Annotated in this window: 22 protein-coding genes; 13 read left to right on the top strand and 9 right to left on the bottom strand. The window is 71.9% G+C overall.

Going from position 1 to position 25,954, the window contains the following annotated elements; translation table 11 throughout:
* Positions 1-282 precede the first annotated feature (282 nt).
* Complete coding sequence (locus HHL10_RS11310; RefSeq protein ID WP_169160453.1) at positions 283-1,014, top strand: GGDEF domain-containing protein; 732 nt, start codon at positions 283-285, stop codon at positions 1,012-1,014.
* On the opposite strand, the gene HHL10_RS11305 is transcribed toward HHL10_RS11310, so the two are convergent.
* The 4 genes from HHL10_RS11305 to HHL10_RS11290 form a co-directional block, all read right to left on the bottom strand.
* Positions 969-2,141, bottom strand: coding sequence for a lipocalin-like domain-containing protein (locus HHL10_RS11305; protein ID WP_169160452.1), 1,173 nt, complete (start codon positions 2,139-2,141; stop codon positions 969-971). The genes HHL10_RS11310 and HHL10_RS11305 overlap by 46 nt on opposite strands.
* Before the next feature lie 321 nt (positions 2,142-2,462).
* A complete protein-coding gene (locus HHL10_RS11300; RefSeq protein ID WP_169160451.1) occupies positions 2,463-4,016 on the bottom strand; it encodes a sulfatase family protein in 1,554 nt (517 codons plus the stop codon).
* Between the two features lie 308 nt (positions 4,017-4,324).
* The gene (locus HHL10_RS11295; protein WP_205833004.1) at positions 4,325-6,823 is read right to left on the bottom strand and encodes an FtsX-like permease family protein; all 2,499 of its coding nucleotides are present in this window, start codon (positions 6,821-6,823) and stop codon (positions 4,325-4,327) included.
* A 5-nt stretch (positions 6,824-6,828) separates the two neighbouring features.
* Positions 6,829-7,491, bottom strand: coding sequence for an ABC transporter ATP-binding protein (locus HHL10_RS11290; protein WP_169160449.1), 663 nt, complete (start codon positions 7,489-7,491; stop codon positions 6,829-6,831).
* 219 nt (positions 7,492-7,710) lie between these two features.
* On the opposite strand from HHL10_RS11290, the gene HHL10_RS11285 reads away from it, so the two are divergent.
* Both HHL10_RS11285 and HHL10_RS11280 read left to right on the top strand, forming a co-directional pair.
* Positions 7,711-8,391: a hypothetical protein gene (locus HHL10_RS11285; protein WP_169160448.1), complete on the top strand. Its 681-nt coding sequence runs from the start codon at positions 7,711-7,713 to the stop codon at positions 8,389-8,391.
* A 61-nt stretch (positions 8,392-8,452) separates the two neighbouring features.
* The gene (locus HHL10_RS11280; RefSeq protein ID WP_169160447.1) at positions 8,453-9,283 is read left to right on the top strand and encodes an esterase/lipase family protein; all 831 of its coding nucleotides are present in this window, start codon (positions 8,453-8,455) and stop codon (positions 9,281-9,283) included.
* A 19-nt stretch (positions 9,284-9,302) separates the two neighbouring features.
* Here HHL10_RS11280 and HHL10_RS11275 read toward each other — a convergent pair whose 3' ends face one another.
* Positions 9,303-9,776, bottom strand: a complete 474-nt coding sequence (locus tag HHL10_RS11275) for a GNAT family N-acetyltransferase (RefSeq protein WP_169160446.1) — start codon at positions 9,774-9,776, stop codon at positions 9,303-9,305.
* Between the two features lie 120 nt (positions 9,777-9,896).
* Between HHL10_RS11275 and HHL10_RS11270 the strand changes: the two genes are divergently transcribed.
* Complete coding sequence (locus HHL10_RS11270; RefSeq protein WP_169160445.1) at positions 9,897-10,637, top strand: lysozyme inhibitor LprI family protein; 741 nt, start codon at positions 9,897-9,899, stop codon at positions 10,635-10,637.
* Positions 10,638-10,677: 40 nt separating this feature from the next.
* Here HHL10_RS11270 and miaA read toward each other — a convergent pair whose 3' ends face one another.
* Complete coding sequence (miaA, locus tag HHL10_RS11265; protein WP_235971334.1) at positions 10,678-11,640, bottom strand: tRNA (adenosine(37)-N6)-dimethylallyltransferase MiaA; 963 nt, start codon at positions 11,638-11,640, stop codon at positions 10,678-10,680.
* Between the two features lie 11 nt (positions 11,641-11,651).
* Complete coding sequence (locus HHL10_RS11260) at positions 11,652-12,905, bottom strand: multidrug effflux MFS transporter (protein WP_169160443.1); 1,254 nt, start codon at positions 12,903-12,905, stop codon at positions 11,652-11,654.
* 263 nt (positions 12,906-13,168) lie between these two features.
* Between HHL10_RS11260 and HHL10_RS11255 the strand changes: the two genes are divergently transcribed.
* From HHL10_RS11255 to HHL10_RS11240, 4 genes are all read left to right on the top strand, one after another.
* Positions 13,169-15,286 carry a PAS domain-containing sensor histidine kinase gene (locus HHL10_RS11255; protein ID WP_169160442.1) on the top strand — a complete coding sequence of 706 codons (2,118 nt, stop codon included), beginning with the start codon at positions 13,169-13,171 and terminating at the stop codon, positions 15,284-15,286.
* 89 nt (positions 15,287-15,375) lie between these two features.
* Complete coding sequence (locus HHL10_RS11250; protein ID WP_169160441.1) at positions 15,376-17,088, top strand: histidine kinase famiy protein; 1,713 nt, start codon at positions 15,376-15,378, stop codon at positions 17,086-17,088.
* A gap of 15 nt (positions 17,089-17,103) precedes the next feature.
* Positions 17,104-17,499, top strand: coding sequence for a response regulator transcription factor (locus tag HHL10_RS11245; protein WP_169160440.1), 396 nt, complete (start codon positions 17,104-17,106; stop codon positions 17,497-17,499).
* A 295-nt stretch (positions 17,500-17,794) separates the two neighbouring features.
* Positions 17,795-18,151 carry a hypothetical protein gene (locus HHL10_RS11240; protein ID WP_169160439.1) on the top strand — a complete coding sequence of 119 codons (357 nt, stop codon included), beginning with the start codon at positions 17,795-17,797 and terminating at the stop codon, positions 18,149-18,151.
* 269 nt (positions 18,152-18,420) lie between these two features.
* Here HHL10_RS11240 and HHL10_RS11235 read toward each other — a convergent pair whose 3' ends face one another.
* A complete protein-coding gene (locus HHL10_RS11235; RefSeq protein ID WP_235971332.1) occupies positions 18,421-20,178 on the bottom strand; it encodes a pseudouridine synthase in 1,758 nt (585 codons plus the stop codon).
* A 192-nt stretch (positions 20,179-20,370) separates the two neighbouring features.
* Between HHL10_RS11235 and HHL10_RS11230 the strand changes: the two genes are divergently transcribed.
* The gene (locus HHL10_RS11230) at positions 20,371-21,261 is read left to right on the top strand and encodes a DNA ligase (protein ID WP_169160437.1); all 891 of its coding nucleotides are present in this window, start codon (positions 20,371-20,373) and stop codon (positions 21,259-21,261) included.
* A 59-nt stretch (positions 21,262-21,320) separates the two neighbouring features.
* Positions 21,321-22,745 (top strand): exodeoxyribonuclease I, encoded by a 1,425-nt coding sequence (sbcB, locus tag HHL10_RS11225; protein ID WP_169160436.1) that lies wholly within the window; start codon positions 21,321-21,323, stop codon positions 22,743-22,745.
* Positions 22,746-22,937: 192 nt separating this feature from the next.
* On the opposite strand, the gene HHL10_RS11220 is transcribed toward sbcB, so the two are convergent.
* Entirely contained in the window at positions 22,938-23,291 is a 354-nt protein-coding gene (locus tag HHL10_RS11220) for a four-helix bundle copper-binding protein (protein ID WP_169160435.1), read from the bottom strand.
* Between the two features lie 154 nt (positions 23,292-23,445).
* Between HHL10_RS11220 and HHL10_RS11215 the strand changes: the two genes are divergently transcribed.
* The 3 genes from HHL10_RS11215 to HHL10_RS11205 all read left to right on the top strand — a co-directional run bounded on the left by HHL10_RS11215 (position 23,446) and on the right by HHL10_RS11205 (position 25,942).
* Positions 23,446-24,111 carry a hypothetical protein gene (locus tag HHL10_RS11215; RefSeq protein WP_169160434.1) on the top strand — a complete coding sequence of 222 codons (666 nt, stop codon included), beginning with the start codon at positions 23,446-23,448 and terminating at the stop codon, positions 24,109-24,111.
* Positions 24,112-24,316: 205 nt separating this feature from the next.
* The gene (locus tag HHL10_RS11210; RefSeq protein WP_169160433.1) at positions 24,317-25,204 is read left to right on the top strand and encodes a PRC-barrel domain-containing protein; all 888 of its coding nucleotides are present in this window, start codon (positions 24,317-24,319) and stop codon (positions 25,202-25,204) included.
* Positions 25,205-25,378: 174 nt separating this feature from the next.
* Complete coding sequence (locus tag HHL10_RS11205) at positions 25,379-25,942, top strand: isochorismatase family protein (protein WP_169160432.1); 564 nt, start codon at positions 25,379-25,381, stop codon at positions 25,940-25,942.
* Positions 25,943-25,954: the final 12 nt, after the last annotated feature.

Raw genomic sequence — 25,954 nt, 5'->3', positions numbered from 1 at the left:
GTCCGGAAGTCACTGGACGCGCGCCTCGCGCCGTGTTTGCATAAGGCCGGAAACAACCTCCGGGTCCGCGCGGGCTAAAGGGTGCTTGGGCACCCTGTAAATTGAGGGCTGGTTGGCGCGCCGTTTGCCGCTGCCGAATGCCGTCCTGCTGCACGCAGGCCTTGGGATTTGCGCTTTCTTGGCCCGATGGACACTTTTCCCTTGCACGCTCGCTCCCCTGAACGTTCCCGGCGGCAACGTTGGAGCCGTCAGGTATTGAACCTGGGGCCCTGGCGAGCCTCGTTGCTGCTGCTGCTGCCCAGCGTCGCCGCCTGCGAGGGCCTGGCGCTGGCCCTGCAGGCGCTGCTGGGTGGGGGCGACACCTCCTTGCTGCTGATGACCGCCGCCGCCTGCGGCCTGGTGCCGCCGCTGCTGTGCTGGCCGCTGCTGCAGCATCTGCAGCGCCTGGAAAGGCAGTGCCTGGCGCTGGAGGTGCGCGCCTCGCGCGACGAGCTCACCGGCGCGCTCAACCGCGAGAGCTTCCTGCAGCTGGCCGAGCGCGAGTTCGCGCGCTCGCGCCGCTACGACGCCGACTGCGCGCTGCTGCTGGTGGACGCCGACCGCTTCCGCAACATCAACGACCGCTTCGGCCGCCACTGCGGCGACGCGCTGCTGCGCGAGATCGTGCAGGCCAGCGCCAAGCAGCTGCGCGGCCCCGACGTGCTGGCGCGCTTCAGCGGCGAGGCGCTGTCGGTGCTGCTGCCGCAGACCGACCCGCTGGGCGCGCTGGACGTGGCCGAGCGCATCCGCGAGACGGTGGCCGAGCTGCAGCTGACCTGGAAGGGCGCCGCGGTGGGCACCACGGTCAGCGTGGGCGTGGCCTCGCTGGGCGTGGGCCATGCCGCCCTGGACGCGCTGCTGGGTGATGCCGACGGCGCGCTGCACGCCGCCAAGGAGGCGGGCCGCAACTGCGTGCGCGCCGCGCCGATTCAGCCCAGGCGCAGCGGCGAGGCGTACCCCGTCATCTCCAAGTAGCCCTGGCCGATGCGCCGCCCGTCGGCGGCGTCGCGCAGCTCGGACAGGCCCTCCCAGTAGATCGCGGCCGTGGAGCTGCGTGCGTCCAGCTCCTGCGCATCCATCAGCGCGCGCACGCCGAAGCGGCCCACCGGCGTTTCGATCGTCCACTCCACCGGGTAGCGCGCCTGCGAGCCCGGGCTCTGCCAAGTGCGGCCGGGCGTGAATGTCAGCTCCTTGGCCTCGAACTTCCGGCGCGTGCCGTCCGCGTCGCGGTAGGTGCCACCGGCCCACAGCGCCGAGCCGTCGCGGCGGCGGATCTGGAAGGCCATGAGCGCGCCGCCGTCGTCCAGGTTCATGCCGATCCAGTCCCAGCCCGCCGCGCCCGGCGCCAGGATGGCCTCGCTCCACTCGTGGTCCAGCCAGGCGCGGCCGGTGACGGCGTCGCGGCGCTGGCCGCGCCACAGCGTGCCGGTGACGGCCAGCTGCGGCTCGGAGTAGTAGTGGCTGGCCTGCTCGGCCTGCGGCCCCTTGCGGCTGAAGCCGGCCTCGCCCTGCAGCAGCAGCGGCTGCGTGGCGGCCAGCTCGATCTCGTAGGCGAAGCCGGCGTCGCGGTCGGCCAGCCGGGCGCGGTAGCGGCTCGCGCCGGCGTCGCCCGAGCGGCGGAAGAGCCAGTCGTTGACGAAGACGTCGGTGTCGCGCACCGAGGCCGCCGCCAGCGGCGCGTCGGGCGCCTCGTTCCAGCGCGCCAGGCGCTGCGCGTGGTGCAGTTTTCCGGCGCGGATCTCGCTCAGCGCCGCGTGGGCCGAGAGCAGCTGGCGCGGCGCGAAGCGGCCGCCATCCTCGCGGCCCAGGCCGGTACGGCTGCGGAAGAAGGTGAGCTGGAAGCCGAGCGTTTCGCCGGCCTCGGTGCGCAGCGCACCGGTGGCGTACCACCACTCGGTGCGCGTGCCCAGGTGGGCGCCGAAGTCGCGCGGGAATTTCAGCTCGCGCGGGGCGATGAGGGCGTCGAGGGTGCGGCTGGCGTCCGCGAGATCGGCGCCGCGCGGCGCGTCGGCGCGGGCCTCGGCGGCGAGGGCGGCCCGGGGCAGGGCGACGGGGCCGGCCAGGGCGGCCAGGGCGGCGAGGAGAGGGCGGCGGGAGAGCATCCGCCGATCGTACGGAGGGGGGAAGGTAGGGGCGGAGGTGGGGGCAGGGACGGAGTGCAGGCGCAGGCCCGTGCCCATGTTCCCGCGAACCACGGTGCCACTTTCCCATCGCCCGCGGCGCGGGAGAGGGGCAGGGTGAGGGCTGGTGGCGCCAAGGAAACGCTGCCTGCGGCAGCGCCCCCTCACCCCAGCCCCTCGCCCCCGCTGCGCGGTGGCGAGGGGAAGGCGACGGCCCGGCGTGCGGTAGCAGGAGCGCCGTGCGAGCGCGATGGCGAAGGAAAGCCACCCGGGGCGCTTCCCGGGCGGTATTTCAGCTGTGGCTCAGTTCTTCCCCGGCCTTTTCCCCGCCGGCACCTCCTCGGCGTCGCGCAGCGCCTGGCCGGACGCGTTGCGCATGGCGTTGAGCTGGGCGGTCAGGGCCGCCTTGAGCGTGGCGTTCATGGTCGTGTAGCGGTTCTGCATCTGGTACGGGTCGAGGTACATGTCGTAGTACTCGCCGTCGCCCACGTCGTAGAGCGCGAAGGTGGAGTGGAAGGCGGTGCGCAGGCCGCGGTAGACATGCGCCGGCGCGGGGGCCAGGGCCGCCGAGCCTTCGCGCATGTCGGCCGGCTCCAGCAGGCCCGGGTCGGTGCGCAGGCTGCCGCCGACCTGCGATTCCGCCGCCTCGCCGGCGAAGCCGGTGTGGCTCTCCAGCAGCAGCGACTGGCGCCAGCGCGCCGGCGGCGTGCCGCTGAACAGCGGCACCAGCGAGCGGCCGTCCACGAAGGCCGGCGCCGCGGCACCGCCGATCTGCGCGAAGGTGGGCGCCAGGTCCACGTTGGCGGTGAGCTTCTTGACCACGCGCCCGGCCGGGATGCCCGGGCCGCGCACGGCCAGCGGCACGCGGATGTCCTCCTCGTAGAGCCGCGACTTGCCCGCCGGCAGCCGGTGCTCGCCCTGGTGCCAGCCGTTGTCCGAGGAGAAGAAGACGTAGGTGTTGGCCAGCTGACCGGTGGCCTGCAGCGTGGCGAGCAGGCTCTCCACGGTGTCGTCCAGCGCCAGCATCGACTGGCGGCGCTTGCGGTAGAGCGTTTCCATGCGGCTGATCTCGTCGGCCGTCAGCAGCGGCACCTTCTGCAGCCAGCGCGGCTTGTCGCTGACGTCGGCCTCGTTGAACGAGGGCTTGCGGGGCATCTTCACGTCCAGCAGCTGGCTCATGTAGCGCTTGGGCGGCGTGGCCGGCGCGTGCGGCAGCGTGGGGTTGAAGAACAGGAAGAAGGGCTTCCTGGCCGGGTCGGCCGCCGACTCGCGCAGGAAGGTGTTGGCCTGCGCCGTCACCACGTCGTTGAAATGGTTCGGCTGCGTGTTGCCGTAGCTGACGGTGCGGCCGTTGAAGTTGATGCTGTAGTTGTATTGGGCGTAGGGCGTGCCGCCATTGGGCACGAACCAGTAACTCCAGCCCGGCGGAATGTAGAGCGGCCCGGTTTCGGAATTAGGGTAGCCGTTGAGGTATTTGCCGATCAGCCCGGTGCGGTAACCCGCGCCCTGCAGCCAGGTGGCGATGGTGGAGGATTCCAGCCCGTCGGTATGGAACTTGGCAAAGCCGCCGTTGGGCCAGGCGTTGGTGAATATGCCGGTGTTGTGCGAATACTGCCCGCGCAGCGTGGTGGTGCGCGACGGGCAGCACAGCGACAGGCTGGTGAAATTCTGGTCGAACAGCGCTCCCTGGTCCGTGATCAGCCGCTTGGTCTTGGGCATGTACTGGAACAGCTCGTGCTCCATGTCGTCCACGAGGATGTAGAGGATGTTGGGGCGCTGCGCGGCCGCGGGCGCCGCCAGGGCGCCCAGCACGGCCAGCGGCGCCAGCAGCCGCCAGGAACGGGAAAACCGCTTCATCGTGTCTTGCTCCATTTCAAGCCGGACGGGGCAATTCATTCCCGCGTCCAAACTCCACCCTAAGGGGTCGAAAATCGGCAGGCTAAAACCCACCGGGTTGGCGGAGCTTCTTTTACTTTTCCCGGTGCACCGTATTTCCAGACAAATCGTAAGCGTTGCTTCAGGGTCTCGAAGAGACAGCAGGGATGCAGGGTTGGCCGGCTTTTCTCACGCCCGCACATGGAGGCCTGCGGACGAAGGGAAAACCCCAGCCGGTGCGGCGGCAAAAGCCCCTGCCGCGAGCACGGACATGGCCCCGCATCTGCCGCTCACCAGTCCTCCTTGACCGCCAGCACCGCGTCGCGCCCGGCCGCGGCGCGGGCGCTGAAGGCGGCGGTGAGCGTGCCGGCGGCCAGCACCGCGGCGCACAGCGCGGCCAGGCGCGCCCAGGGCAGCAGCAGCTCCATGGTCCAGTGAAAGCTCTGCGGATTGACCACCTTCACCAGCACCAGGCTCACCAGCAGCCCCAGCCCCATCCCGACCAGCGCCCCGGCCGCCGTCCAGGCCGCGCCTTCGCCGGCCACCACGCCGATGACCTGCCGCCTTGTGAAACCCAGGTGCGCCAGCAGCCCGAACTCGCGCCGGCGCGCCATCACCTGCGCGGAAAAGCTGGCGGCGATGCCGAACAGGCCGATGGCGATGGCCACGGCCTGCAGGTAGTAGGTGACGGCGAAGCTGCGGTCGAAGATGCCCAGCGAGATGCGCCGGATCTCGCCCGGCAGCGCGAACTCCAGCAACTCCGGCTCGGCGGCCAGCGCGCGCACGCGCCGCTGCACCTCGTCGGCCGCCGCGTCCGGGGCGAACCACAGCGCCAGGTCGTTGATGCGCGGGTCGCCGGTGAGGCGCCGGTAGGTGGGCAGGTCGATGGCGACGGCGCCGAACTGCCGCGCGTAGTCGCGCCACACGCCCAGCACCCGCACCGGCACGGGATTGCCCACGCCCAGCGGCAGCTTCAGCTCGGTGCCGGGCCGGGTGTCGTAGAGCGCGACCATGGCCTCGCTGACGTAGACGCCGGGCAGCGGCCCCTGCGGCGGCAGCGGGCGGCCGAGCAGGGGCAGGTCGCGCGCGGGGTCGGCGATCGGGCGCGCCACCAGGGCGACGCTGGGGCGGGCCGGATCGAGCTGCAGCGGGCGCACGCGCAGGCCTTCCACGCGCGCCACGCCCTCGACACGCGCGGCGGCGGCCATGAACTCCGGCGGCAGGAAGGCGGTGTCGCCCTGGCCCGGGGTGCCGCTGCGCACGTACAGGTCGGCGGGCAGCACGGAATCCAGCCACTCGGCCACGCCGTTGCGGAAGCTGGCGACCATCACCGTCAGTGCCACGGCCAGGCTCAGGCTGGACACCACCCCGGCCATGGCGACGCTGGCGGCGTGCTGCTCATGCCGCGCGCGCTGCACCGCCAGCAGCCCCAGGGCCGAGCGCGGGTGCAGGAAGCGCAGCAGCAGCGCCACCGCGGCCGGCACGCAGGCGATGCCGCCCAGCAGCAGGCAGGCCACCGACACGTAGGCCGGCAGCGGCAGCCCGGCCACCGGCGGCAGCAGTGCCAGCAGGCCGCCCAGCGCCAGCAGCGCCGGCGCGCGCCAGGCCGGGGCCGGTGGCGTGGCGCCCCCCAAGCCCTTGAGCGCCTGGGCCGGCGCCATCTGCTGCGCCATGCGGGCCGGCCACCAGCCGCCGATCAGCGCCGCGGCCGCGCCCAGCGCGCCGAACACCAGCGCCGCCGGGACCGAGAACTGCAGCCGCGGCGCGATGTTCGTGAAATAGCCGCCGCCCAGGTCGCCGGCGAGCCAGCGCAGCGCCAGCGCCGCCAGGGCCGTGCCCAGCGCCAGGCCGATGAGGCTGCCCAGCAGTCCGATGGCGGCCGATTCGGCCAGGACCAGCCCGCGCCGCTGCCGCGCCGACAGCCCCAGCACGCCCAGCAGCGCCAGCTGCGGCGTGCGCTGCGCGACGGACAGCGCCAGCACCGAGAAGACCAGGAAGCCGCCCACGAACAGCGCCACCAGCGCCAGCACGGTCAGGTTGACGCGGTAGGCGCGCGACAGGTCCGACACCCGCTGCGCCGCCGCCTGCGGCTCGGCCAGGGTCACCCCGGGCGGCAGGTTCAGCGCCTCGCGCAGCGCGCGGGCGTCGGCGCCGGCCGCCAGCCGGATGTCGATGCGCGAGAGTTTCCCCACGCCGAAGCGCGCCTGCGCCGCGGCGATGTCCATGACCGCCAGCGGCGCCCCGCCGGCAGTGACGCTGCCCAGCACGCGCAGCGGCAGCCGCTGCAGCCCGTACTGCAGCGTCAGCGTGCCGCCGGGTTCGAGCCCCAGTTTCTGCAGCGCGGCGGGGTTGAGGAAGACGGCGTCGGGCTCCAGGAAGGCGGTGAGCGAGGCGCCCTTCATCGGCACCGGGAACAGCGCCGCCGCCAGCGGCGTGACGCGCAGCGCGTCCAGCCCCAGCAGCTTCAAGGAGACGCGCTGCCCGGCCGCGTCCAGCGCGGCGGCGTCTACCTCCAGCACCGGGCTGGCGGCCTGGACCAGGGGCGATTGGGCGACGCGCTCGAACCAGGCGTCGTCGAGCGCGCCCTGGGCCGGGCTGCGCAGGATGACATCGGGCTCGCCGGCGGCGGCGCGGGCGGCGCTGGAGAACTCGTCCAGCGCCGAGCGGTTGATCAACTGGACGGAGAAGGCCAGTGCCACGCCCAGCGCGACCGACAGCACCGCCACGGCGAGCCGCCACGGATGCTGGCGCCACTCGGGCAAAACGAGCTGGCGCAGCAGGGCGGGCAGGCCGCTCACGCCGTGAGCCTCGCCACGGGCTCGAAGCCCGTGGCGGTGAGGCGCAGGGCCCGGTCGGCGCGCGCGGCGGCGCTCTGCGAGTGCGTGACCAGCAGGCAGATCGCCCCTTCGGCGCGGGCCTGGTCCAGCAGCAGCGTCAGCACGCGCTCGGCCGTGCCCGGGTCCAGGTTGCCGGTGGGCTCGTCGGCCAGCAGCAGCGCCGGCTTGTGCACCAGCGCCCGGGCGATGGCCACGCGCTGCAGCTGCCCGCCGGAGAGCGTGCGCGGCAGGCGCTCATCGAAGCCCTGCAGACCCACGACGTCGAGCATGTGCTTCACCCGCGCCGGGTCCGGCCGCTGGAGCAGCAGCAGGGGCAGGGCGATGTTCTGGCTCACGCTCAGGTGCGGCAGCACGTGGAAGGCCTGGAACACGAAGCCGAGCTTTTCGCGGCGCCAGCGCGCGCGGGCCTCCTCGCCGAGCTGGAACACGTTCACGCCGTCCAGCTCGACGCTGCCGCCATTGGCCTCGTCCAGCCCGGCGATGCAGTTCAGCAGCGTGGATTTGCCCACCCCCGACTCGCCCAGGATGGCGATGAACTCGCCGGAGCGGGCTTCCAGGTCCACGTGGGAGAAGACGGGGGTTTCGGCGTAGTGCTTGGCCAGGGCGTGCAGGTGGAGCATGGGCTAGTAACAGAACTCACAGAAGGAATATATGGTGGAGTCAAAGCAAGGCTAGATTGTGCATGGGGGTATTTTGGGTGGCTCAGCTCTCCGGGTTTGAGCATCCGGCAGATGCTGCCTTGAAAAAATGCTCTCCGTCCGCTTGTGACGAGAGACGGAGCATGGGCTTGTGCTTGCCCTGGAGGCATTTATTGGGCCTGAAATTCTGCTTGAGGTTATATGAAGCGCAATAATAAAGTGACGCCACATCCGGACAGGAATGCTGCTCGCGTAAAGGCCTGGGGGTATTTGATTGGATCGGTCGCTGCCGTTGTTGCCGTGGTGCCGCCCGTCATATCAGCTCTGAAGCCTGCCCCCGCTGAGACCGGGCGTGGTGGCGGAATAAGCATGGGCAATGTGACGAGCTCGGGCAACACTACAATCAACAATATGGTTAACTACTATGTCGAGCACTGGGATCGCGGCTTCAGGATATTGAAGAATGACAAGGCAGCTATTGCATCCGAGCCGTCCGCTCCGGTGAGCAGCTGTTCTGGTGGGCCGGAGTCCAGGGCATTGGGGATATTGGCGAAAAATATTTCGCTATTGAATAATTCAAGCTGGAAACCGCCGCCTTCTTGTCTTGCTAGAGACTTGACTTTTCGCGTCAATCTGCAGGGCAAGCGGGGGGTTGATAAGCCTGGCATGGCGCGTGCGATTATCTATCGCAATGAAGAGCAACTTTGCTCGATTTCTTTGAGGTTGGGGGCAAATTCGGTGAAGGGCTCCGGACGTGAGAATGCCATTTGCAGTGATTTTCTGGCTCCGAATTCGACTTTCACGTACCGTGCCGAGGTGAGCGCCTCCGAGATGACGGTGCTTGCGCTTGGTTTTTCGGAAGTCAGGGCTGTGAAAAGGTAATTTGGCCGGGGCCCATGCGTGCAGGGTTCGAAGGTTTGATCTCGTCAAGAAGGGAGACAGGATGGCGCATATCGTGTTGGCCCATGGATTCTTGGGAGCTGGTGAAAATCCGTGGCTGATGGGGGTCGATTATTTCAACGGCGTCGCGGCAATGCTGCGCGGGCGCAAGCATGAGGTTCTGGAGACATCGGTCAGTCCTTTGGGCTCATTGGACGAGCGCAGTCAGCAGTTGGCCAGGGAGATCAACGAGCGATGGCCGGGTGACTTCGACCTGTACGTGATCGCCCACAGCATGGGTGGCCTGGACGCCCGCCGGGTCATCGCCAGGCATGAAGTGGGGCGCCGCATCAAGAAGCTCATCACCATTGCGACTCCTCATTTCGGAACGCCGGTGGCCAACGCAGTCTTGGACCGAGTGCCTGCCAAAATCTATGAATGTATTCCAGGGCCGCTCTTGGAATATTTCAACAAGGATGGTGGTGCTTTGAACGATTTGCGGGTCCGGCAAAGTTTGCATGATCCCAATTGCCCGTGGGTCGACTATATGGAAGTGGCCTGCGTGGCGCCCAGATCTCGCCTGGGTTCAGTGTTGGCCGATTTTCCAATTGGGTCATTGTTGCCAGAACATCTTGCGGGCTCGCTGTTGTTTGGATTGACGCGGGCTTTGGGGGATTTGTCAGAATCTTCAAAGTCCAATGACGGTCTGGTGACGCTGGAGTCGGCACGCTGCCCCCCGCGCGAACCCATAGAAGAATGGCTGGTCGACCATGGGGGCGCGATAGGCTGGCCGTCCAATCTGTTCGGGGTTTCTACGGTGAGGGCGGTGTTCTCGCCCTCAGCAGACCACCTTGCGCGATACAGGGCGCTCGCTGAGCGTCTTGAACAACCTTAGCGGCCGGCCGGAAAAATGCTCAATCCACCACCACCTTCATCTTCCTCCCGCCCGTAACCTCAAACCCGTTGCGGGCATAGAAATCCAGGCTCCTTTGGAATTCGGGCAGCGGCGGCGTGCAGACCTCGATGCGGCGCCAGCCGCGCTCGCGCGCATGGGTTTTCACGGCCTCGATCAGCGCGCGGCCGACGCCGGCGCTGCGGCATTCGGGGCTCACATAAAACTCCTGCATCGTGCCGACGGCGCCGCCGGCATACAGGGCGCGGCCTTCGGACATGCCGACGAAACCCACGGGCCGGCCGTCCATCCGTGCCAGCAGGGCCACGTATTCACCACGGGATATCCAGTCGGCGCACAGGGCAGCGGATTGGTCGCGGTCCAGGTCGAAATGCCGGACGCCCAGGCGGGCGCAAATCTCCTCGGTCAGCGCCAGCATGAGCGCCGCAACCGTGTCGGCTTCAGCGGCAGTGGCTGGGGTGATGGCAAGGTCCATGGGTGTTCTCCTGGCAGGGTTTGAAAGGGCCGGCGCGCGGCAGGCGGCATGGCAGCACGCCCGTCTTTCTCACGGATGACGCCACGCTACAGTGGCCCGCTCCTTGCCCTCGAGTTGCCCATGAAACGACTGTTCCTGATGCTCGTGTCCGTCCTGCTGGCGGGCTTGCCGCAGGCGCAGGCCGCCAGTTTCGATTGCGCCAAGGCGCGCACCCGCGTCGAAAAGCTCATTTGCGGCGATGGCACGGTGTCCGGCCTGGACGATCAGCTCGGCCGCGCCTTCAAGCAGCTCGCCGCCGAGGTGGACGCCGCTGCCTTGCGCCAGGACCAGCTCGCCTGGATGGCCGAGCGCAACCGCTGCGCGGACGCGTCCTGCCTGGCCCGGAGCTACCGGGCGCGGCTGCAGCGCCTGGCGTCCTGGCGGCAGGACGATCCGAATCCGGGCCAACTTTCCGGCCTGTACGGCACGCGCCGGCCCAATGGCGTGTTCAACCCGGATACCCAGCAATATGAGCCGCTGCAAACGGTCGATTGCCTGTCGCTGCGGCGCAAGAGCGATTCTGAAATCGAATTCCACCTCGCCCTGGTCGGCGGGAATATCCACACCTGCGAAATGAGCGGCGTGGCCCGGAAGGTCGATGCCTCAACCTACGAATACCGCGAAATGCTGGACGGCCCCGAGAAAAGGGAATGCCGGCTGTCCATCCATGTGCGGCAAGGTTTCATCGAGCTGAAGGACGCTGGGCTGGTGTGCCGGCAGGACTATTGCGGCGCCAGGGCAGGAATTGACGGAGTGGGGTTTGCGCGGGGAGATGCAAATGCCGGGGAGTGCCGGCGGCTGAATGAGGAAAAGCGCCGGTAACCGCGTGCGGGCGATTCACCGCCATGCGCTCCCATTTCTCTCAGCCCGCCGCCTGCAGCCCTTTCACCCGGCTCAGCACCGCCTCCAGCGGCTCCGCCGCGTCGCACGCCACGCTCACCCGCCACGGCATGCTCCGCAGCCAGGTGAGCTGCCGTTTCGCCAATTGCCGCGTCGCCGCGCTGCCGGTTTCCTTCACCCGCTCGCGCAGGGCCGGGCCTTGTAAACCCTCGTCCAGCGCCTCCCACACCTGCCGGTAGCCCACGCAGCGCATCGAAGGCATTTCAAGCTGCAGGTCGCCGCGCGCTCTCAAACGCTGCACTTCCTCGACCAGCCCGGCGTCCAGCATCTGCTCGAAGCGCAGGTTGATGCGCCCGTGCAGCCAGGCGCGCGCAACCGGCTCCAGCGCGAAGAAGGGGCCTGCCGGCGCCTTGGCCTCCTTCTCCTTGTGAAAGTCGGAGATCGGCCGACCGCTGCCGCGAAACACCTCCAGCGCGCGAGAGATGCGCTGCGCGTCGCCGGGCGCCAGGCGGCGCGCGGTCACCGGGTCCACATGGGCCAGTTCGGCGTGCAGTGCCGGCCAGCCCTCGGCGGCGGCCTGCGCCTCGATGGCGGCGCGGATCGCCGGCACCGAGGGCGGCATCTCGTCCAGGCCGTCGATCAGCGCCTTGAAATACAGCATGGTCCCGCCCACCAGCAGCGGCAGCGCGCCGCGGGCACGGATCTGCGCCATCGCCGCTTCGGCATCGGCCACGAACTGCGCGGCGGAGTAGGCCTGCGTCGGCTCGATCAGGTCGATGAGGTGGTGCGGCACGCGCGCGCGCTCCTCGGCCGTGGGCTTGGCCGTGCCGATGTCCATGCCGCGGTACACCAGCGCCGAGTCCACGCTGACGATCTCCACCGGCTGCCCCTGGCGTGCCAGGCGCTCGGCCAGCGCCAGCGCCAGCGCGGTCTTGCCGCTGGCCGTGGGACCGGCCAGGGCGATCCAGGGGACGTCTTTCGCCATGCCTGCCCCGCTCATGCCGTGCGCACCCGCGCCGGCACGCCGTGGCGCTGCACCAGCGTCCAGCCCACCGTGGCGGTGGCGATGCCGAACACGCCCACCACCAGGCCCATCGGACGCGTGCTGCCGTCCATGGCCTGGCCCACCCACAGCCCGACCAGGAAGGCGGTGGCGGCCAGCATGAAGCCGTTGAGGGCCGCGGCCACGCCGGCGTTGCGCGGGAAGGGACCCACCGCGCCGGCCTGGCCGCAGGGTTGATGGATGCCGTGGCCGAAGGCGTAGAGCCATTGCGGCAGCAGCACGGCCCAGACCTCCTGCACGCCGGCCAGCGCCAGCGCCGCCATGGACAGCCCGCCCGCCAGGCTGAAGGCCGCGCCGCGGCGCACCGCGCCGTCCAGCCCGTGGCGCAGCAGCCAGCGCCGGCACTGGAAGGTGCCCAGCAGGTAGGCCACCGAGGCCGACGCCAGCGCGATGCCGAACTGGCCCGGCGCCAGGCCCAGCACCTCGATGTAGACGAAGGAGGACAGCGCCAGGATCGCGAACAGGCCGCCGTAGGTGCAGGCCACCAGCGCCGACCAGGCGCGGAAGGTGCGGTGGCCCAGCACCTCGCGCACCGCCCCGGCCAGCGGGCCCAGCCGCAGTGCCTGGCGGTTGCGCGGCGCCAGCGACTCCGGCAGCCGCAGCGCCACGAAGGCCAGCGCCACCGCGCCGATGGCCGCCACCGCGCCCAGCGGCGCGCGCCAGCCCAGCGTCGCCGCCAGCGTGCCACCCAGCACCGGCGAGGCGATGGCGATCAGCCCCAGCCCCGACATGCCCTTGGACATCACGTGCGCGCCCTCGGTGGGCTCGTAGAAGTCGCGCACCATGGCGCGCGCGCACACCACCGCCGCCGCCAGCGCCGCGCCCTGCAGCGTGCGCCACAGCACCAGCCAGCCGATGGCCGGCGCCAGCGCCGAGGCGACGCTGGCCGCGGTGTAGAGCGCCAGGCTCAGCAGCAGCACCGGGCGGCGCCCGAAGCGGTCCGCCACCGGGCCCCAGAACAGCTGCCCGATGCCGAAAGCCAGGATCAGCGCCGACATCGTGAGCTGGCTCTGTGCCAGCGTGGCGCCGAAGTCGCGCGTCAGCCGCGGCAGCGCGGGCAGGTACAGGTCGGTGGTGACGGGCTGCAGGCCCAGCAGCAGCGCCAGGGCCAAGGCGACGACGGCGGGCGAGACGGCCGGCCGGGACGCGGCGGCAACCAGGGGTGAAGCAGGGGGTGAGGCGGGCATCCGGCGAGCGTAGCAGCCGCGCCCGATGTCCCCGGAACGGCATCCGGGTGATTCACGGTGTTAAGCAAAATGCCCTCCCGGGTGCGCGCCTAACCAGCCCAGGCATGCCAATTGCCCACCTGCGCCGACATTGTGTCTTTCTCTTTTCCCCTGACTTGCGGCGGCCGGCGTTCCGTGCGCCGCCGCGCGGCACGCCGTGCCTCTCATTCATGACGAACTTCGAAGGCGTGCCGGGCCCGTCTGGGCCGGGGCGCTGGCCCTGCATGGAAGGAACGGTCGCGGCGCTGATGCGCGAGCGGCCCTGGAGCGGCACGCCCCTGGGCGCGTCCACGCACTGGCCGCAGAGCCTGCGCACGGCCATCGACCTGTGCTTGGCCTCGCCGCTGCCGGGGCTGGTGTGGTGGGGCTCCGAACTGCTTCAGTTTCACAACGATGCGGCGCTGGGCCTGCTGGGCGCGCGGCATCCGCGAGCGCTGGGCACGCCGGCGCGCGAGTGCTGGGCGTCGGACTGGGCCCGGCTCGGCCTGGTGGCCGAGCGGGTGCTGTGCACCGGCCAGCCGGTGATGGGCCTGCCGCCCTCGGCCGAGGCGGCGTCCGCGCCGGGCGGCGCGCTGTGGTGCTGCAGCGCGCTGCGCGACGAGGCGGGCGCCGTGGCGGGGCTGTGCATCACCATCGTTCCCCAGGGTCCGGGCCGCATGCCGCTGCCGCCACCGGTGCCGGCCTCGGCGGACCAGGGCAGCGACGCGCTCCTGGCGGAGCGGCCGTTGCCGGTGGAGCGGCGCCGCGCCTCCACGCTGGACGTGGCGGCCGTGCGCGCCGCGCTGCGCGACAGCCAGGCGCGCTTCCAGACCATCGTGGAGCTGGTGCCCGACCTGCTGTGGCGCTGCAATTCCGAGGGCCGGGCCGACTGGTTCAACCGGCGCTGGAGCGAGTACACCGGCCAGGACGAGGCCCGCGCCCGCGGCGAGGGCTGGATGGAGGCGGTGCATGCCGATGACCGGCCGGTGGCGCGCGCGCACTGGCGCCATGCCGTCAACACCGGCAGCCCCTTCGTGCACGAGATGCGCGTGTGCCGCCACGACGGCGCCGTGCGCTGGCACCTGGTGCGCGTGGAGCCGCTGCGCGAGGGCGCCGGGGCGATCCGGCGCTGGTTCTGCGTCGCCACCGACGTGCATGAGCAGCACACCGCGCGCGAGCTGCTGGAGCAGCGCATGCAGCAGCGCACGCGCGAGATGCGCACGGTGCTCGACAGCGCCGCCAGCGCCATCATCGCCACCGACCTGCACTGGCGCATCACCACGCTCAATCCCGCCGCCGAGACGCTGTTGCGGCTGAGCGCGGCGCAGGGGCTGGGGCGGCGGGTGCTGGAGTTCTTCGATGCGCGCGAGCTGCGCACGCGCGCGCGGCTGCTGCCGCCCGACATCCGGCGCATCCTGTGGCCGGCCTGGCGCCCGCAGGGGCCGCAGCGCCCGGCCGAGCGGGGCCAGGAATGGACCTGCGTGCGCGGTGACGGCTCGCGCGTGCCGGTGCTGCTGACGCTGAGCGTGCTGCGCGACGGGCGCGGCGAGCCCACGGGCTTCCTGGGCGTGCTGACGGACCTCTCCGAGCGCAAGGCGCTGGAGGAGACGCTGCGCCAGCGCACGGCGCAGGCCGAGGCCGCCAGCCGCGCCAAGAGCGCGTTCCTGGCGCACATGAGCCACGAGATCCGCACCCCGCTCAATGCCGTCATCGGGCTGAGCCAGCTCATGGCGCGCATGGCGCTGCCCGAGGACGGGCGGCGCTTCGTGGGCCACATCCAGCAGGCCGGCGAGCAGCTGCTGGCGCTGACCAACGACGTGCTCGACCTCTCGCGCATCGAAGCCGGCGAGATGCACCTGGAGCATGCGCCCTTCGAGCTCGCGCCGCTGCTGGAGGCGCTGCGCGTGATGGTGGGGCCGCAGGCCGCGGCCAAGGGGCTGCCGCTGTACCTGGAGCTGGGCCCGGGGCTGCCGGCGGTGCTCACGGGCGACCCGCTGCGCCTGAAGCAGGTGCTGCTGAACCTGCTGGGCAACGCCGTGAAGTTCACGCCCGCGGGCAGCGTCACGCTGCGCGTGGCGGTGGCGGGGCACGGGCCCGGGCGCAGCACGCTGCGCTTCGACGTGGTGGACACCGGCATCGGCGTGCGCCCCGAGCAGCGCGCGCGCATCTTCGAGCCCTTCATGCAGGCCGACAGCTCCACCACGCGGCGCTTCGGCGGCACGGGGCTGGGCCTGTCCATCGTGCGCCGCCTGGTGGACATGATGGGCGGCACGCTCGCGCTCGAAAGCACCCCGGGGCAGGGCAGCACCTTCAGCGTCACGCTGAGCCTGCCGGTGCCCGAATGGGAAAGCGGCGGCGCTTGAGCGCGGCGTGCACCCGCAGCGGGCACCACGCTTGCACCTGCAGTGCCCAGGCTGCCTGAATCCATCCTGCGGCCCACGACGGAGCGGTGATGACGATCGGCAGCAAGGGCGACGACAGCGGCAAGGTGCTGGACCGGCAGGGCGGGGGCGACAGCGCCGGCGTGCCCGCCTCCGGCGAGCTGGAAGGCAACGCCTGCCACCCGCTGGGCGACCGGCCGGGCCTGCGCCACTGGCAGGCCAGCTTCATCACCCGCCCGGGGCTGGACGAGCGCAGCGGCGTGTTCTTCGCCGCCATCGAGATGACGCGCATGCCCATGGTCATCACCGACCCCAACCAGCGCGACAACCCCGTCGTCTTCATCAACCGTGCCTTCCTGGACCTCACCAGCTACGAAGAGGCGCAGGTGCTGGGGCGCAACTGCCGCTTCCTGCAGGGCCCGCAGACCGACCCCGAGACGGTGGCGGAGATCCGCACCGCCGTGGCCGAGCGGCGGGCCGTGGCGGTGGACATCCTCAACTACAAGGCCGACGGCACGCCGTTCTGGAACGCGCTGTTCGTCGGCCCGGTCTTCGACCCGCAGGGCAAGCTGCTGTACTTCTTCTCCTCGCAGGTCGACATCACGCGGCGGCGCAACTCCGAGCAGGCCTTTCGCCAGGCGCAGAAGATGGAGGCCATCGGCCAGCTCACCGCCGGGCTGGCGCACGACTTCAACAACCTGCTGCAGGTGATCACGGGCAACCTGGAGCTGGTGGCGCAGCGCCTGGGCGGCGACGACGAGGAGGTGCTGCGCAGCGTGCAGCATGCGCAGCGCGCCGCCGAGCGCGGTGGGAAGTTGACGCAGCAACTGCTGGCCTTCGCGCGGCGCCAGCGCCTGGAGCCAAGGCAGGTGAACCTCAATGCGCTGGTGGTGGAGTTCAGCGAGATGCTGGCGCGCACGCTGGGCGCGCAGGTGGACCTGCGGCTGGACCTCAAGCCCGGCCTGCCGGCTTGCCGGCTCGACCCGACGCAGCTGGAGATGGCACTGCTCAACGTGCTGATCAACGCGCGCGACGCCATGCCCGGCGGCGGCCGGGTCACGATCGCTACCTCGCTGCTGGACGAGCGGCTGCGTGCGCGCGCGCACCAGCTGCCGCCGGGCAGCTACGTGGTGCTGTGCGTCATCGACGAGGGCGAGGGCATGACGGCCGAGGTGGCGCGCCGCGCCACGGAGCCCTTCTTCACCACCAAGCCGCCCGGCACGGGGCTGGGCCTGGCCATGGTGCACGGCTTCGCGCAGCAGTCGCACGGCCGGCTGGAACTCGACAGCGCGCCCGGCCGCGGCACCACCGTGCGCATGATCTTTCCCGTGGCGGCACCGCCGCTGCCGCGGCCCGAGGAGCCCGGGCGTGGGCCCGGGGACGCGCAGGGCACCATCCTGGTGGTCGATGACAGCGACGACGTGCGCCACACGGCCGAGCAGCTGCTGCGCGACGAGGGCTACCACGTGCTGTCGGCCTCCAGCGGCGAGGCGGCGCTGGAGCTGCTGGAGGGCCACGGCCGCGTGGAGCTGCTCTTCACCGACATCATCATGCCCGGCGGCATGAACGGGCTGATGCTGGCCGAGCGCGCACGCCAGCGGCTGCCCGGGCTGCCGGTGCTGCTGACCACGGGCTATGCCGACGAGTCCGGCGGCCCGGGCGGTGATCCCGTCCTTGTGAAACCCTACCGCCGTGCCGAGCTGCTGGAGCGCATCCGCTCGGCGCTGCATGCATCACCCGCGACGCCGGCCGGGGCGCCAGCCGGCCCATCCTCCTCCCGCTGAAAGCGCCCGACTCTCATGAGCAGCCAGCCGCACATCCTCGTCGTCGATGACCTGGGCGACATCACGACCGTGTTCCAGTACTACTTCGAAAGCATGGGCTACCGCGTCAGCGTGGCCAGCCACGGCGAGGCCGCGCTGGCGCTGGACGCGGCCGACCCGGCCGACCTGGTCATCACCGATCTCAGCATGCCGGGCATGAGCGGGCGCGAGCTGGTGATGCGCCTGCGCCAGCGCCGCGCCGAGCTGCCCATCATCATGATGTCGGGCTATGCCGGCGACGAGCCGCTGGTGCACGGCAAGGCCAGCTTCTTCGTCAAGCCGGTCAACCTGGCGCTGTTGAACCAGCGCGTGGGCGAGATGCTGGGCGGCGAGGGGGACAGCCTGGCCGACGGGGCGCGCACGGCGGCGTAGGGCGCCCGCCCATCAGGTCCTGTCGCGGTGCAGCGCGCCGCATCGGCGGGCGCCAAGGCCCCGCCGTGAAGGCGCCATGGGCGTCATGGTTTCCAGCGCAACGGTCCGGGCAGGCGCAACGTGCGCGGCGCGATTCACGTCGTCCCACCTGCTTGGGGAGGGCCCCGGCCCACTCGGCGGGCTTCCCGGGCACGGCCCTTGCCGAACAGGTGCACGACCCCGGGAGCTGCCCGGAGCCGGCACGGCGCGGCACCCGGGGGCGATTCCATGACTCATCGCTTAGAAGGAGCACGACATGACCGCCATTCGCAACAGCCTCATCGCCGCCGCCGTTTCGCTGCTGGCCCTCGGGGGCGCCGTGCAGGCTGCGGACCAGTCCAACGTGGGCAGCGGCACCTCGGCCGCGCAGCAGGAAATGAACCGCGGCGTGCCCGGCGTGGACGTGGACGTGGGCAAGAACGCCAAGGGCGCCGTCGACGTGAACGTCAACAAGAACAACGCCAACGAGCCGGCACCCAGCCGCAATGAGACCGCCCGCGGCGTGCCGGGCGTGGACGTGGACGTGGGCCGCAATGCCAACGGCGCGGTGGACGTGCACACCGACCGCGGCACGGGCTCGGGCATGCGCGCGGCGCGCGCCGACCGGGGCTGATCGGGCCTCTTCAGCAACACGGCGGCAGAGCCGTGGCGCTCTCGCCGCCGGGGTGCCGGCTTCCCCTCGCCCGCGAAGCGGGAGAGGGGCAGGGGTGAGGGTGCCGGGCTTGGCCGTGTGACGCTGCCTGCAGCAGTACCCCTGTCCTTTTCCCCCGCTGCGTGGCGGCGAGGGGATGAGCCCGGGACCAGGCGATCCCTGGGCGGCCCATCGCCCGCGCAGCGTGTCAGCCTCCCGGGCTCAAGGAGCCCGCGGCGGCCATCCCGGCCTCAGAACCTCTCGAACTCGCCCAGGTAGCGCCACTGCCCCGGCGGCAGCTTGCCCAGCACCACGGAGCCGATGCGCACGCGCTTGAGGCCCACCACCTTCAGCCCCACCGCCTCGCACATGCGGCGGATCTGGCGCTTGCGGCCCTCGCGCAGCACGAAGCGCAGCTGATCCTCGTTCTGCCAGCTCACCTGCGCGGGCTTGAGCGGCTTGCCGTCGAGCTCCAGGCCATGGCGCAGCAGCTCCAGGTCGCGGTCGGGCAGCCGGCCCGGGTGCTGGTACTCCACGCGCACCAGGTATTCCTTCTCGACGCGGGTCTCGTCGCCGATGAGCTGCTTGGCCACGCGCCCGTCCTGGGTCAGCACCAGCAGCCCGGTGGAGTCGATGTCCAGCCGTCCCGCGGGCGCCAGGCCGCGCATGTGGCCGGGATGGAAGCGGATGCGTGCCGGGTCCTCGCCCCAGTGGTTCTCGGCCGTGACCAGCACCGACGCGGGCTCGTAGCCGTCCTCGGCCTGGCCGCTGACGTAGCCGATGGGCTTGTTGAGCAGGATGGTCACACGCTTGGCCTGCGACTCGCGCGCGGCGGGGTCGATCTCCACCACCTGGCCCGGCATCAGGCGCTGGCCCAGCACGGCCATCTTCCCGTCCACCTTGACCCAGCCGGCCTCGATCCACTCGTCGGCCTCGCGCCGCGACACCAGGCCCTGTTCCGCCAGGTGCTTCGACAGGCGCACGCCCTGCGCCGCCGTGGCGGGCTCGGCGGCGCTGTCCTCGCCGGCGCGTGCGCGCGCAACCTGGTCCGCATCCTCGTCCGCGGCAGCCCTGTCCCTGGCGGGCGCGGTCTCGACAGGCTGGCCCGGCGCGGGACGGCGGCGGTCGAAGGCGGGGCCGTCGTCGCGGCGCGGACGTTCGCCATAGGCGGGACGTTCGTCGCGATGGGGCCGGTCGCCGAAGCCGCCGCGATCGTCGCGGCGCGGACGCTCGCCATAAGCAGGGCGCTCGTCGCGGCGCGGGCGGTCACCGAAGCCGCCGCGCTCATCGCGCTGCGGCCGCTCGCCGTAGGCGGGACGCTCATCCCGACGGGGGCGGTCACCGAAGCCGCCACGCTCATCGCGGCGGGGACGGTCGCCAAAGGCCGGACGCTCATCGCGGCGCGGGCGATCACCAAAGCCACCGCGCTCATCGCGCTGCGGGCGGTCGCCGTAGGCGGGGCGCTCGTCGCGACGGGGGCGGTCCCCGAAGCCGCCACGCTCATCACGGCGCGGACGGTCCCCGAAGCCGCCGCGTTCGTCGCGGGGCGGACGCTCGCCATAGGCGGGCCGCTCATCGCGGCGCGGGCGATCGCCGAAGCCGCCGCGCTGTTCGCGCTGGGGACGGTCGCCGAAGCCGCCGCGCTCATCACGGCGCGGCCGGTCACCGAAGCCACCGCGTTCGTCGCGGGGCGGGCGATCACCGTAGGCGGGCCGCTCATCGCGGCGCGGGCGATCGCCGAAATCACCACGCTGTTCGCGCTGAGGCCGGTCGCCAAAGCCGCCGCGCTCGTCGCGGCGCGGGGGGCGGTCGCCGGCGTCGCGGCGCGGGCCGCGCGCGGGGCCTTCGCCGCGGCGCTCGGCGCCTCGCTCACTGCGCTCGGCACGCGCCGCGCGCTCGGCGGCGGTGGGCGGCGGGCCGGCCTTGCGGGCGGTGGGCCGCACGCTGGCACGGCGCGGGTCGCGGGTCTTGGCGCCGGACTTCAATCCGATCTTGGGTCTTTCACTCATCCCGGGATTGGACCATGCCCGCACCGCGCGGCCGGCCTGCGGCGCTGCTGTCCACAGGGCCAGCCGGCACAAGTCCGCGCCGCGGCGCACCGCGCGCAGGGACGGGGCGCGGGCGGCTGCGGGTTCGGACCGAGCCCGGCCGCGCGGACGCGCTCCTATGCTGCGCCGCGGCATGAAGTTAGGGAGGCGGACATGGACGAGAAGGCGCTGACGAGGCGCCGGCTGCTGCAGTTGCTGCCGGCATGGGTGACGACGGGCGCGGGGCTGCCCGCATCGGCGCGGGAGCGGGGCGATGACGCGGCCGAGCCGCCGCCCGCGCTGCTGCTGGCGCGCGAGGCGCCGGACGACATCGATCCGGCCGGCTACCTAGTGAGCGAGAAGTACGACGGCGTGCGCGCGCTGTGGGACGGCCAGCGGCTGCGCTTTCGCAGCGGCGCACCGGTGCCCGCACCGCAGGCCTTCCTGAGCCGGCTGCCGCCGCAGCCGCTGGACGGCGAGCTGTGGCTGGAGCGCGGGCGCTTCAGCACCCTGGCCGGGCTGGTCAAGCGCCAGGGCGCGCAGGCGGCGGACTGGGCCGGCATCCGCTACCAGCTCTTCGAGCTGCCGGGCGCACCGGGGAGCTTCGAGGAGCGGGCCCGCGCGCTGGCCGCCCTGGTGGCGGACCTCGATGCGCCCGCGCTGCGGGCGGTGCCCCAGGAGCGGGTGAGCGACCGGGCCGCGCTGCAGCGCAAGCTTCGGGAGGTGGTCAATGCCGGCGGGGAAGGGCTGATGCTGCACCGCGCCGACGCGCCCTACGTGGCCGGCCGCAGCGGGCTGCTGCTGAAGCTCAAGCCGCAGCAGGACGCCGAGGGCGTGGTGGTGGCGCAGCGCTTCGGCGCCGAGGGGCGCATGCGCGGGCTGCTGGTGGCGCTGCGGCTGCGCCTGCCGGAAGGCCGCGAGTTCCTGCTGGGCAGCGGCTTCAGCGAGGCGCTGCGCCGCGACCCGCCGCCGCTGGGCAGCGTGGTGAGCTACCGGCACCGCGGCTGGAGTGCCAGCGGGCTGCCGCGGTTCGCCAGTTTCAGGCGCGTCGAACCGGGCTTCTGAATCCGCGCTGGGAGCGGGCCGAAAGGGCGGGCGCAGGCGCCTCGGGTATCGTCCCGCCGATGAGCGACCTGACCTTTTTCTGGCACGACTACGAGACCTTCGGCCGCGTGCCGCGCCGCGACCGCCCGGCCCAGTTCGCCGGGGTGCGTACCGATGCCGAGCTCAACGAGATCGGCGAGCCGCTGACCCTCTACTGCCACCCGCCGCTGGACATGCTGCCCGACCCGGAGAGCTGCCTGCTCACCGGCATCCTGCCCCAGCACTGCCAGGAGCACGGCGTGCCCGAGCGCGAATTCGCCGCCGCCATCGAGGCCGAGCTGGCCGTGCCGAGCACGGTGGGCGTGGGCTACAACAGCATCCGCTTCGACGACGAGGTCACGCGCTTCCTGTTCTGGCGCAACCTCATGGACCCCTACGCCCGCGAGTGGCAGAACGGCTGCGGACGCTGGGACCTGCTGGACGTGGTGCGCTGCGCCTACGCGCTGCGCCCGGAGGGGTTGCAGTGGCCGCGCCATCCCGACGGGCGCCCGTCCTTCCGCCTCGAAGACCTCACCGCCGCCAACGGCATCACCCACGACTCGGCCCACGACGCGCTCTCCGACGTGCGCGCCACCGTGGCCCTGGCGCGCAGGCTGCGCGAGGCACAACCCAAGCTCTGGGAGTTCTGTCTGAAGCTGCGGCGCAAGGACGCGGTGCTGGCCGAGATCGGCGTCGGCAAGCCCTTCCTGCATGTCTCGGGCATGTTCGCCCCCGAGCGCGGCTGCCTGGCACTGATGTGGCCGCTGGGGCCGCATCCGAGCAACCGCAACGAGCTGCTGTGCTGGGACCTGGCGGCCGACCCGCGCGAGCTGTCCGGGCTGGACGCCGACACCATCCGCCAACGCCTGTTCACCCGCGCCGACGAGCTGCCCGAGGGCGTGACGCGGCTGCCGATCAAGAGCATCCACATCAACAAGTCGCCGGTGGTGATCGGCAACCTGCGCACGCTCAGTGCCGCGCAGGCGCAGCGCTGGGGCCTGGACCTGGAGCAGCAACTGCAGCACGCGCAGCGCTTCGCGGCGGAGCCGCCGCTGCCGCCGCAGCTGTGGGCGCAGGTGTTCGAGCGCCCGGCCGTGGCCGGGCCGGTGGACGTGGACGAGGACCTCTACGGTGGTTTCGTCAGCAACGGGGACCGCCACAAGCTCAATGCGCTGCGCGCCGCGCCGCCGCACGAGCTGGCGCTGCGCGAGCCGCCCTTCGAGGACCCGCGGCTGTCGGAGCTGGTGTTCCGCTGGCGTGCGCGCAATTTCGCCAACACGCTGGACGAGGGCGAGCGCGCGCGCTGGGACAAGCACCGCACCCGGCGCCTGCATGACGGGCAGGGCGGCGTGCTGACGCTGGCCGCCTACGCCGAGCGCATCGACACGCTCAGCGAGACGGCCGACGAGCGCGGGCAGGAGATCCTGGGGGCGCTGTACGACTGGGCGGAGGAGATTGCGCCTTAGGGCACGGGGCCCGCGGCTCATCCTGGGCAGGGGCTTGGTTCGTTTGCCCGTAGCCCGTAGCCCGAAGACGTGACGCCGCCATCCCCTCTCCCGCAAGCGGGCGAGGGGATGGCGGAGGGTCAGCCTTCCGGGAGGCGGCTGGGCCGCCTGTCTCCACCGGGTGCCGCGTTCAGCGGCGCGCTCGGATAGTCCTCAAGGCGCCCCCACGCTCCCATGCAGCGCCGCGCGGCGGCAGGCCTCGGCGCAGACGCGGCAGGCCTCGGCGCATTCCTGGCAGTGGTCCATGTGGTGATGCCGGCCGCATTCGGTGCCGCAGGCTTCGCACAGCTGCGCGCACAGGGCGCAGATGGCCTGCGCGTGCTCGCTGTCGCGCGCCATCGCGCCCGAGGCCAGGCGGCACACCGCCGCGCAGTCGATGTCCAGCGCGACGCAGCGCGCCATCGGCTTGGGGTCGGCCTCCTGCAGGCAGGCGACGGCGCAGTTGTCGCAGGCCCTGGCGCATTGGTCGCAGGCCTCGATGCATTCGGCATAGGGATGGTGGTTCATGGGCGCTTCTCCACAGCCCGCTGGGTGGGCGATGCCGCGCTGCCGGCAAGCCCTGCGCCCGCGCCGCGCATGCCGCTTGCTGAGAAGACGGCACCGGCCGCTCGGCGCCTGGGCGCCGTCATCCCTACTACGTCGTTGGATCAAGGAGAAACGCATGAAGACCCGTCAGCTCGATGTGGCACGCCGCAACTTCCGCCTGGCCTGCATGGGCAGCGCCGTGCTGCTGGCGCTGGCCGCCACCACCGCCAGCCAGGCCGCCACGCGCGGCGACCGCAGCGCCGCGCAGCAGATGTACCGCTCCGACGTGCAGTACTGCAACAGCGGCCAGAGCAGCCAGCCCCGCGCCACGTGCCTGCACGAGGCCCGCCAGGCCTACAACGAGGCGCTGCGCGGCGGCCTGGACGTGCCCGTGATGGCCGCCGGCACCCGCTCCACGCAGAGCACCGCCGCCAGCCAGGGCACCGGCTCCGGCATGGACCAGGGCAACCGCACCGGCACCAGCAGCGCCATCACGGGCAGCGGCAGCTCGGGCTCCAGCTCCGGCGGTTCGTCCAGCAGCGGCTCGGGCACGGGTTCCAGCTATGGCGGCGCCACGAGCGGCGGCAGCACGGGGTCTTCCAGCAGCGGCATGACTTCGGGCAGCGGCATGAGCTCGGGCAGCAGCTCGGGCGGCGGCAGCTCGGGCATGGGCTCGCCCAACACCGGCAGCGCGTCCTCGGGCAACAGCGGCTCGACCTCCGACCGCGGCCAGTCCGGCTCGGCCGTGAGCCCCAACGGCGGCGCGCCCTCCGGCGGCACCGGCTCCGGCACCGGCCGCTGAGGCCGGGCACGGCCACCCGGCTGCCCAACGGCGGCCGGGACAGCCCCCGCACCGGGCCGCGGCACGCCGCGGCTTTTTCATGCGCCGGCCCGGCGCCTTGCCGGCCCGGCTGGGACCGGGGCTTGCCCGGCTGGAAAAGCCGCTGACCGTCTTGCCGGGCGTCTGCAAGGCGCCCGGTGCACCGCCATCCGTCCAGGAGAACAACATGAAGCCGAACTTCCGCTCCCGCCCTCGCTCCCGCGTGCTGGCCCTGCTGCTGTGCGCCGGCGCGCTGGCCGCGCCGCCACTGCTGGCCGCCGAAGGCAGCCAGGGCAGCCCCGGCAGCGCGTCGCGCAGCGCCACGGCGCCGGCCGCGCAGGGCGCGCTGGCCCGTGACGCGCGCGCCAGCCAGATCATCGGCCGCGACGTGCGCGACCCCAGCGGCGCCAAGCTCGGCCGCATCGAGGACCTGATCGTGAACCTGGGCAGCGGCCGGCTGCAGTACGCGGTGCTGTCCTTCGGCGGCGTGCTGGGCGTGGGCGACAAGCTCTTCGCCTACCCGGTCAATGCCTTCCGCACCTCGGCGGACAACGACGACCTGGTGCTGACCGTGGACCGCAACCAGCTCAACGCCGCGCCGGGCTTCGACAAGGCGCGCTGGCCGGGGCTGGACACCGACAGCTACTGGCGCGACGTGGAGCGCTACCACGGCGCCGGGCAGCGCGCCGCGGCCGGCGCGGCCAGCACGCGCCTGATGCGCATGAGCCAGCTCATCGACAAGGACGTCAACGACCGCCAGGGCGCCGATGCCGGCGAGATCGAGGACGTGGTGGTCAACATGGCGCAGCAGCGCGTGCACTACGTGGTGCTGGACTTCGACAAGAAGTGGAGCCCCGACGACAAGATGCTGGCGCTGCCGCTGAGCGCACTGAGCGCGCCCGCCAAGGCCGACGGCGACCTGGTGCTCAACGTGCCGCGCGAGCAGCTGGACATGAAGCGCGGCTTCGACGAGGACCGCTGGCCCGACCTGAACGACCCCACCTACCGGCGCGACGTCGGCGGCTGGCTGGACCACTTCCCGCCCACCAGCCGGGCGCAGGAGCAGGGGCGCTGAGGCGCCGCGACGGGCCGCCGTCACCGCATTGCCGCGGTGGCGGCCTGAGCAAGGACAGCCCGCTGCGCGCGGGCTTTTTCACGGGTCGAGGCCAGGGCCGGGCGGTGCGGCGTCGCAGCGGGCCGGCCGCCTATGCTCACGGCAACGAACTCTCAGGTGGGAAGGAGGCCCGTGATGCTGAAGATGGACGCTGCCCGCAGCGTGCTGGTGCTGGTCGATTACCAGGGGCGGCTGATGCCGGCGATCCACGAGGCCGAGGCCGTGGTCGAGGCGGCCGTGACGCTGGCCGATGCCGCGCGCGTGCTGGGCATCCGCGTCGTGGGCACGGAGCAGAACCCGGACGGGCTGGGGCCCAACGCCGAGGCCGTGCGCGGGCGCTGCAACGTGACGCTGCGCAAGATGCACTTCGACGCCTGCGGCGACGGGCTGGCCGAGCTGCTGGCCGAGGGCGCCGCGGCGGGCGAGCGTCCCGAGGTCGTGATCGCCGGCTGCGAGGCGCATGTGTGCCTGATGCAGACCGCGCTGGGGCTGCTGGAGCGCGGCTTCCGGGTCTGGGTGGTCGAGACCGCCTGCGGCTCGCGCCGGCCCTCGGACAAGCAAGCGGCGCTGCAGCGGCTGCGCCAGGCCGGCGCCACCGTCGTCAGCGACGACATGGTGCTGTTCGAGTGGGTGCGCAGCTGCCGGCATCCGCGCTTCAAGGCGGTGCTGGAGCTGGTCAAGCGGCGGGGCGGGAGCTGACGCCGCAGGTGG

The sequence above is a fragment of the Azohydromonas caseinilytica genome (genome assembly GCF_012927045.1).
GTDB classification, from domain to species: Bacteria; Pseudomonadota; Gammaproteobacteria; order Burkholderiales; family Burkholderiaceae_C; genus Azohydromonas; species Azohydromonas caseinilytica.
Note: the sequence above shows the minus strand (reverse complement) of the source record. Positions and strands in the feature narration are given on the sequence as shown.